Consider the following 8,446-nt stretch of genomic DNA (forward strand, 5'->3'; position numbering starts at 1 on the left):
TATACCATTAAAGTCGTTTTTATAAATGGGATGCCGCCGTTAAAATGCAGAAATTTTCAAGGAAATAAAAACACAGGTACCGGATATTGAATATTGTCGACTGCCGGCACACGTAGTACGATTGAGGATATTCGCTTGTCGTAATGATTTAAATCGTAAAAGAATAGTTAGCTTGCAGCTGACAGCTCACAGCTGATAGCTTTTATCTTCATACCGGCCTCCTCACTACAGCAGCAGATCCTTCACATTCGTTCAGGATGACGATTAACGTTAGCGTCACTCTTATCAAACAATAAAAAGACCGTCCGCTTATCCCCCGCTTACATAAAAATACGGTACCCATCACATCTGACGAGTACCGCATTCTATTTCTTATACTATTTCCTTATCCTTGTCTTTGCTTTCCAGTTTACGCTTCCGGGGAAATATGAGAACCGTACACATCACGGTAATCATTGTTTGCCTTATCATCTTCGCTGTTGACGCGGACACGTTCTACCTTATTTCTGTCATTGTCCTTGCCGGAAATACGGTCAACACGGATACGATCCAGACGAATCTGGCGGAGTTCCGGTTCGAACTCATTCATAGCTCTGTCCATATTGTCATCTACCGGTGCTCCATTCTTCAATGCACGATAGAACATCGCCGCAAATTCATAGCGGGTCATGGTACGGTCGCCGCTGAACATGCCGTCCGGATAGCCTTCAAGGATGCCGTTTCCTGCCAATGTAGCCACATATTCATAAGCCCAGTGGTTTTCCGGCACATCGGGGAAGTCCTTCTTTTTACCCATATCCAGGATGCCGAGAATGGAATTCATCTTCTGCTCCATGGTATCCAGACGTTTCTTCAAATCCTTGTTCTCATCACGGAGATCGACGATTTCTTTCGCCATGGCTACTTTGGATGTGGATACATGGTTGCCCTGTCCCAGCTTCACGCTGACTCCGGCATTCACCATATTTTCTCCTCCTCCGAAGGAGCCTCCCACGCTGAACATGGTGTCTTCATTAGGACGGTAGAATGCGCCTACCGCTACCGCATGGGCGTCTTTGTAGTTGCCGTAGCCGGCTGCCACATCCCACTTGTCATCCGGGTCGAAGTCCAGCGGGTGGAGGGCTGCCAATGCCGCTGCTCCTGCTCCTACTCTGTCCATGCGGTCGCCAAGTTCATTGACGGCTCCTCCTATGTTGTTGATTGTTTGGTTTGTTTTCCACAGCTGCCCCCCGTTGACGGCGTCAGTGCTGTTTGCGCTGATGTCTCCGGCTGCTACGTTGGTGATTTTCTTGTTCCCTGCGTTGATGCCGCTGTTGTCGATTTTCACGTCTCCCACGGTCAGGGTGTTGGTGGTCACACTGTTCAATCCTTTCAGGTCTTTGGCCATGCGGACTTTCAGGTTGTTATTGCCGTCGGATACGACGCCGAGGTTGTCTTCTGTGGTCAGTTTGTTTGTGTCTGTAATGCCTCCGACTACGTTCACCTGTTCGTTCAGTTTCTTCTTGATGACTGCTCCTGTGTCACCGCCGTACTTCATGCCGTCATTTAAGGTAGCCACTTCTTCTTTGGTGCCGTCCGGTTTTTCGTATACGATACGGGTCGTTGTCGTACCCGGCGCGCCGTCTACTCCGGGTTTGCCGTCACGGGTAACCGAGATGTTTGTTGTTACGCCGTCTTTTCCGTTGATGCCGATTTTTCCGTCTTTGCCGTTTTTACCTGTAGCAACGATGGTTTCGGTTTTCAGGTTCTTGTCCATTTTGACGGTGAGGTTTCCGTTCGCATCGGCAAAGGTTTTTATGTTTTCACCGGAGTATTCGGAGGCATCTTTTGTCCCTTCTCCTTTGATGGTGACTTTCTCTCCCAGGTTCCGGTGGAATTCTCCGTCGTTGCCGGCAAAGTCCATGCCTTTTTTCGTCAATTCTTCGGACGTATTCGTAATCTTTTGGTCTACGGCTTTGAGCTGGTCTTCTGTGGCGGCCTGTCCGCTGGTGATGTTGTTCGGATCCCAGGTTTTGTTGGTCAGTCCGTTGACGGTTCCTTTTTCTCCATTGATTTTCACTTTTCCGGCATCGATGTTTCCTGTCTTGCCGTCAATGGTGACTTTGTCTCCGGCTTTGATGATGCCTGTTGTTCCGTCGATGGATACCTGTTTGGACGGATCGGTTCCCAGTGTGACTTTGTCGCCGAGTCCGACAGTATATTCTTTGCCGCCTGTTCCATTGGTTCCTTCGGTGACAGTTATATTGCTGTCTTTGGCTTTGACGGTCGTATGCTGGCCTGCCAGTGTCTTTACGTCATGCAGCTGGCTGCCGTTGACGGCATCGGTGCTGTTTGCGCTGACGTCTCCGGCTGCTACGTTGGTGATTTTGTTGCCGCCGTTGTCAAGGCCGTTCTTGGTGAGGGATACGGTGTTTCCGGCTGCACCGTTGCTGATGGTTATTCCGTTATTGTTGATGAATGTATCGCCGGCGGTTATGCTTTCGAGGCCTTTCAGGGCTTTGGCAAGACGGACTTTCAGGTTGTTAGTACCGTCAGATACCACGCCGATATTGTCATCTGTCGTCAGCTTGCTTTCGTCTCTAATGCCTCCGACGACGTTCACCTGTTCGTTCAGTTTCTTCTTGATGACTGCCCCTGTATCACCGCCGTACTTCATACCGTCGTCCAGTGTGGCAATATCATGCTGCTTGCCGTTCTTTTCTTCGATGATGAGACGGGTGATATTGGTACCGTCAACGCCCGGCTTTCCATCGCCGCCCTTAATGGTGAGTCCGTTAGCGCCGTCCTTACCGTTCAGACCAATGGAGCCGTCTTTGCCGTTGATCACTACAGCAGAGCCGTCTTTGCCGTTGACTCCGATGGAGCCGTCTTTGCCGTCGGCGCCTTTCCTGCCGAGCACCAGATCGTCATTTACATTGACTTTATATGGATTGGCAACGGTGCCTTCGCCTTCGACGGTGGTATTCTTACCGTCTTTCAGGATTGTCTTTCCCGCCGCGACAGCATCTTTCAGCTGGCCGAAGTTGACTGCGTCACTGTTTACTGTGCCGTCAGCCACGTTGGTAATCTTCTGGCCGTTCGCATTGAGACCGTCTTTATTGACATAGGTCTTTCCGTTGATGGTCAGGCTGCCATTCGGCCCAAGATCCACATCTTTTTTCAGCTTCACATTGAGCTTTGCTCCATCAGATACGACGCCAATATTTCCATCTGTCAGATCTGCCGAGGCTCCGCCTTTGATTTCCAGCTTGTCTCCCAGCTTTTTATTAATATCCGCGCCGGAGTCTCCGCCGAAGTTCAGCCCTTTTCCAATTGTCGTATTGATGTTTGTAATATCATTGGCATTCTTTGTGATATTTGTCTTATTGGTCTTCACGCCGTCACTGACTGTTTTCAGCTGGTCTTCCGTGGCTGCCTGTCCGTGCACGACTGTCGGGTTGTCAATATCCCAAGTCGTATTTGTAAGACCGTTTACGGTTCCGGCATCCCCATTCACCGTGACGGGATGGGTCTGCCCTACGGTAACTACATTCCCCAGCCCGACGGTATATTCTCTACCGCCTGTCTCAGCACTGGTTCCTTTCGTAACGGTTACATTGGCGTCTTTCGCTTTGACTGTCGTCGCCTTTGCCGTACCGCCGATGGCCGCATTCAGCTGATCCACATTGACGGCATCGGTTCCGGCCGTACCGGTTGCCACGTTGGTAATCCTCTGATTGTTGGCATTTAGGCCGCCGTTATTGATATAGGTCTTTCCGCCTACATGGACGCCGTTGTCGTTGATGACGACTTTATTCGTTCCCGTGCCTGCCGTCACTTCTTTAAATTCCGGCTTTTCACTCATCACTAAATCGAGGCCGTCTCCTGCCGCATTTTTCTTCACGCCCAGGTTCTTGCCCGATACGCCGGTGGTCACATCAGCAAGTCCGCCTTTCACGGTCAGTTTGGTGCCGAGGTCACGATGCACTTTGTTCGCCGCGCCGTCATTGCCTTCGAAATCAAGGCCTTTTGCCGTCAGTGCATTTGTGACATTGGTTACAGCTGTCTTTACATCGCCAATATTGGCCGCGTTGCTGTCTGTCGTTCCGCCGCTGGCTACATTCGTGATAGTTTGGTTATTCGCATTGATGCCATTATTCGTCACATAGGTCTTTCCGCCTACATGGACGCCGTTATCGTTGATGACGACTTTATTCGTTCCCGTGCCTGCCGTCACTTCTTTAAATTCCGGCTTTTCACTCATCACTAAATCAAGGCCGTCTCCTGCCGTGTTTTTCTTCACACCCAGGTTCTTGCCCGATACGCCGGTGGTCACATCGGCAAGGCCGCCTTTCACGGTCAGTTTGGTCCCGAGGTCACGATGCACTTTGTTCGCCGCGCCGTCATTGCCTTCGAAATCAAGGCCTTTTGCCGTCAATGTATTCGTAACATTGGTCACCGCATTGTTTACGGCTGTCTGCACATCTCCGATATTGGCCGCATTGGTCGTCGTATTTCCGCCGCTGGCTACGTTCGTGATGGTCTGGTTATTCGCATTGATGCCGTTATTGGTTACATAGGTCTTTCCGCCTACGGTCAGCCCGTTATTATTGATCACCGTATTGCCCGTTGTGACGCTGTCCACTTTCACGTCTTTCGCCAGTTTGATATTCAGCGTATCTGTCCCGTTGGATACCACGCCGATATTTCCGTCTGTCAGCTTAGACGCATCTGCCACGCCGCCGACGATATTCGTCTGTTCGCCTAATTTTCGGGTAAACTTATTAGCCGCGGCTGCCGCAGCTTTCACATCGCCCGCATAGGCCACGCCCTTATCCATTTCCGTAGTCACCGCATACAGCTGGCTGCCGTTGATGGCATCGGTAGAGGCAGCGGAAATACGGCCTGCCGCCACATTGGTGATCGTCCGTTCACTGCCCGCCTTGCCCACGCTGACTGTGGAAGCCGGATTTACTCCTGCAAAATTATGTGCTGTGCCGTTGATTGTTGCGGAGGGTGTCGCCACAGCTGCCGCCGTTTCCGAACCGGCGCCGAGGGCTACGGCATTTTCATTGGCCGCTTTTGTATTGCTGCCGAGAGCCATGCCGTTCTTCGCCGTTACAGAAGCGTTGTTCCCCAGCACCATAGCCCCGTCGGCGGAAACCGTGGAATTGCTGCCCACTGCATAGGCATTATCCGCATTAATAGTATTTTTGTACCCGAAAGCGCCTGCCATATTTCCTTTCACCGTGCCGGCAGTGACTGTCGTGATTTTATCCTGATCAGCACCGGCGGCGCTGCCGTTTGCTTCCGTCGCAGTGTTAACCGTGGCGGAGCCGATGGTATTTCCGGCGCCGACAGCATAGGCCTGATTTCCGTAAATAGTATTTTTAGATCCGACGGCTGCAGATTCTTTCCCAGATTTAGACCCGTCCTTCATATCCAAACCCACCTGGTTCGTATCCCCGATGGAGGAAGACCGGTCACCATAGGCACCTACCTGCGTACCGAGGGCAAGAGAATTCGTGCCCCAGCTCCGTGCCATGATACCGATACCGGTGCTGGCTACGCCCTTGGTCAAAGAATTGATACCAATCGCCGTGGATCCTGTGCCATAGGCTTCACTCAATGTCCCGATGGCCGTGGTGGCATCACCGATGGCAGCGGTGTTCGCATACTTCCCTTTCACATTGATAGAAGCTGACCCCAATCCGCCCGGAAATTTAGTTTCTATTTCCTTATTAAAGCTCTTTTTAATCCCGTTTCCTGCCGCCAGCTGGGGCACGGCCGTTTCCAGTTCCGTACGGGCCATATCAATATCATCCCCGCCGATAGCAACGGAAGAGTTCCCAATCGCCCTGGTATCCGCACCAAGCGCCAGCGACTGGGTACCATATGTCTTAGCTGTACTCCCAATAGCGACCCCTTGTGCATATTTAGGATCGACAGTACCGCCGGACTGTTTGATCTTGACATTGGTCTCTGCCGCAGCGCCGATGACCACATCGCCTCTGGCGCCGTATGCCGCCGCTTCCGCGCCTGCCACTACCGCGCCGGATCCCGGATTGCCGTGCTCTGTAGAAGCGATACTCTTCGCCTTGCGGCCGATGACGATATCCCCGTTTTCCAGCGCCTGCGCGCCCTGTCCGATGGCTACCGTACTTGCCGGGAGACTTGGAGTGCCGGTGCTGCCTTTCCCTGACGCTTTCGCTCCTGTACCGATGGCAATGCCATGCTCTGTTCCATCCTCAACGGAAGCAGTCTCACCTATGGCGATACCGCGATCCGCTTCACTCTTGCTGTCCCAGCCGATAGCCGTAGAATTAACTCCTTTTGCCGTGGAATTTGCCCCCAATGCGCGGGCGCCATCAGCCAGGGCTTTTGCACCGTTACCGATGGCTACGCCCCAATCCCCTCTGGATTGAGAACCGTTCCCCATGGCAATGGCACCGCCATTAGCAGCTTTCGCATTATTCCCGAAAGCCATAGAGGAACCGCCCCAAGCCCTGGCATTGGAACCGAAGGCCTGGTCATTATCTTTGCCTATAATATTTCCAGCCTCATCTATACCTGCCCGTGCTTCATTACCAAGTGCAAAACCGTTAGTAGAACGAACCCAGGTATTATTCCCGATAGCGACCGTATTATTCCCGTCCGTATGCGCATTACGGCCGATCGCCACTGCCTGCGCGCCTTGGCCGACAGTACCGGTACCGAGGGCAACCGTATTGATATCTTTGGTTGTCGCATTATGACCGATTGCGATCCCTCCGCTCTTATCGGTAATCCCCGGTGTCGCCGTGGCAGGGTTTACTGTAACGTTCGCACCATGTCCGATGGCAATCCCGTTTTGGCTCGATTCTGGATCCGGATCTCCCTTGCCGACGGACGCTTCATTACCGATGGCCACACTGTGTGATGACAATGCCTTTGACTTAAGACCGTAAGCGGAGCTGTTCACCGCCGCCGCCTTAGCATCGTCCCCCACCGCCACGCTGGCAGTTCCGGTAGCGGAAGCGCCGGGACCATACTCTGTCTTTGCTTCCGCCATACCCGGCAGCAGGCATCCCGTGACGGCAAGGGCGCACAGAAACGCGCGGACGGGCATACTCTTCTTTTCAGAAGCCACTCCCCCATTTTTTCCGCAGCGGCCGGCGATTTCCGAAACCACCACATAGCAGCGCTTCACCCGGCTCCAGATGACTTTGTAAATCTGATTCATAACTTCCTCCTTTTACATAAAAAGATATCCGCTCTCTAAAGAACTAAATAATTTATATCTCTTTCACCATATTATACATTTATAAAGTTATTTAATAAAGTTATTTATTATAATGAGATTAGTATACCAAACGCACTTTTATTAAAGTATTTCACCGGAGATTTTCCGTACCTGATTCTCTTTCAGCTGTCTGCTTGATCCGTTTCTCTTCCTCCGCATATATCTAATCAGGACATCCGTCACAGGGAAGCCTTACAGAAAATATCCGGAAAGCGGATCATACGTAATTCACAGTTCTTACATTTCCATAAATAAAGAGAAATAAAGATATCATCGTTCAGAAAGACAACGCTGTCTCTTATGCCGTCGTCATTCCCGTTCATGGAATGGCAAATCCGGTTTCGAGTTAAAATGTGCGATTTCTGCTTTCCGCAATAAATGGGTAAAAGACTCTCTCCTGAAAGCATATGCTATCGAAGAAAGTCTTTTATCTTCTTCCTGATTTAGAAAGATGGTCTTATCCAATCAGGATCCTACGCTGTTTACGAACTGGATTGTCAGCACTGACGGAGTGGAAATAATCCCCAAAACGGTTACCCGCTGTCCCATAGGAACAACTGCACCATTGAGATTGATAAGAATTTTATTCCCCCGGGCGGTACGGAAATTCATAAGCCCGCCGCCGGCGCTGGACAGGATGCTGCCCACAGTGCAGATCCTTGTCCCTACAGGAAGCCCGGACAAATTCCATGCTACCCGGTAAGCACCCAGATCCTCTAATTTCAAATCTCCCGGATTCGTCTGATACCAGTTGGCAAGATCGCTTTTCACCGGTCCCATGAAATACCCTGCGTCCCGGGATGTCCGTGATCCTATCGGCCCCTGTGACGCCTGCGGATTCCCAATATCTTTTCTGTAGCTGACCGCACGCTGATTAGGAGCCCGCTCCTGGTAAGACACGTTCCGGATAATAAGTACGGGCTGCCCGGCCTGATTATAAGCCACATACCCTGTCGCCTGAAAAGGCGTATAACTCATTATCTTTCCCGCATGCTCCATCATGGCAGGGATTTCCTGTCCATCGGCAGTAACAAAACGATATACATTGTCCGCATAGGCTCCTTCAAACTGGCCGGCTACGGTGATATTATCCGCTGCCGCAGCCATCGTGCCCGGCAGCAGCAATATCAATATCATTCCTATCACAGCAAACCATGATTTCTTCATCTGAAAGCCTCTTGCTCC

General features: G+C 51.4%; 2 protein-coding genes. Both read right to left on the reverse strand.

Annotated elements, in window-relative coordinates; translation table 11 throughout:
- Positions 1-409: 409 nt before the first annotated feature.
- Positions 410-7,201 carry an S-layer homology domain-containing protein gene (locus GCWU000321_RS05875; RefSeq protein WP_007070213.1) on the reverse strand — a complete coding sequence of 2,264 codons (6,792 nt, stop codon included), beginning with the start codon at positions 7,199-7,201 and terminating at the stop codon, positions 410-412.
- 525 nt (positions 7,202-7,726) lie between these two features.
- The gene (locus GCWU000321_RS05885; protein ID WP_007070216.1) at positions 7,727-8,428 is read right to left on the reverse strand and encodes a hypothetical protein; all 702 of its coding nucleotides are present in this window, start codon (positions 8,426-8,428) and stop codon (positions 7,727-7,729) included.
- Positions 8,429-8,446 lie beyond the last annotated feature (18 nt).

This window comes from Dialister invisus DSM 15470, from assembly GCF_000160055.1.
In the GTDB taxonomy this organism is placed as follows: domain Bacteria; phylum Bacillota; class Negativicutes; order Veillonellales; family Dialisteraceae; genus Dialister; species Dialister invisus.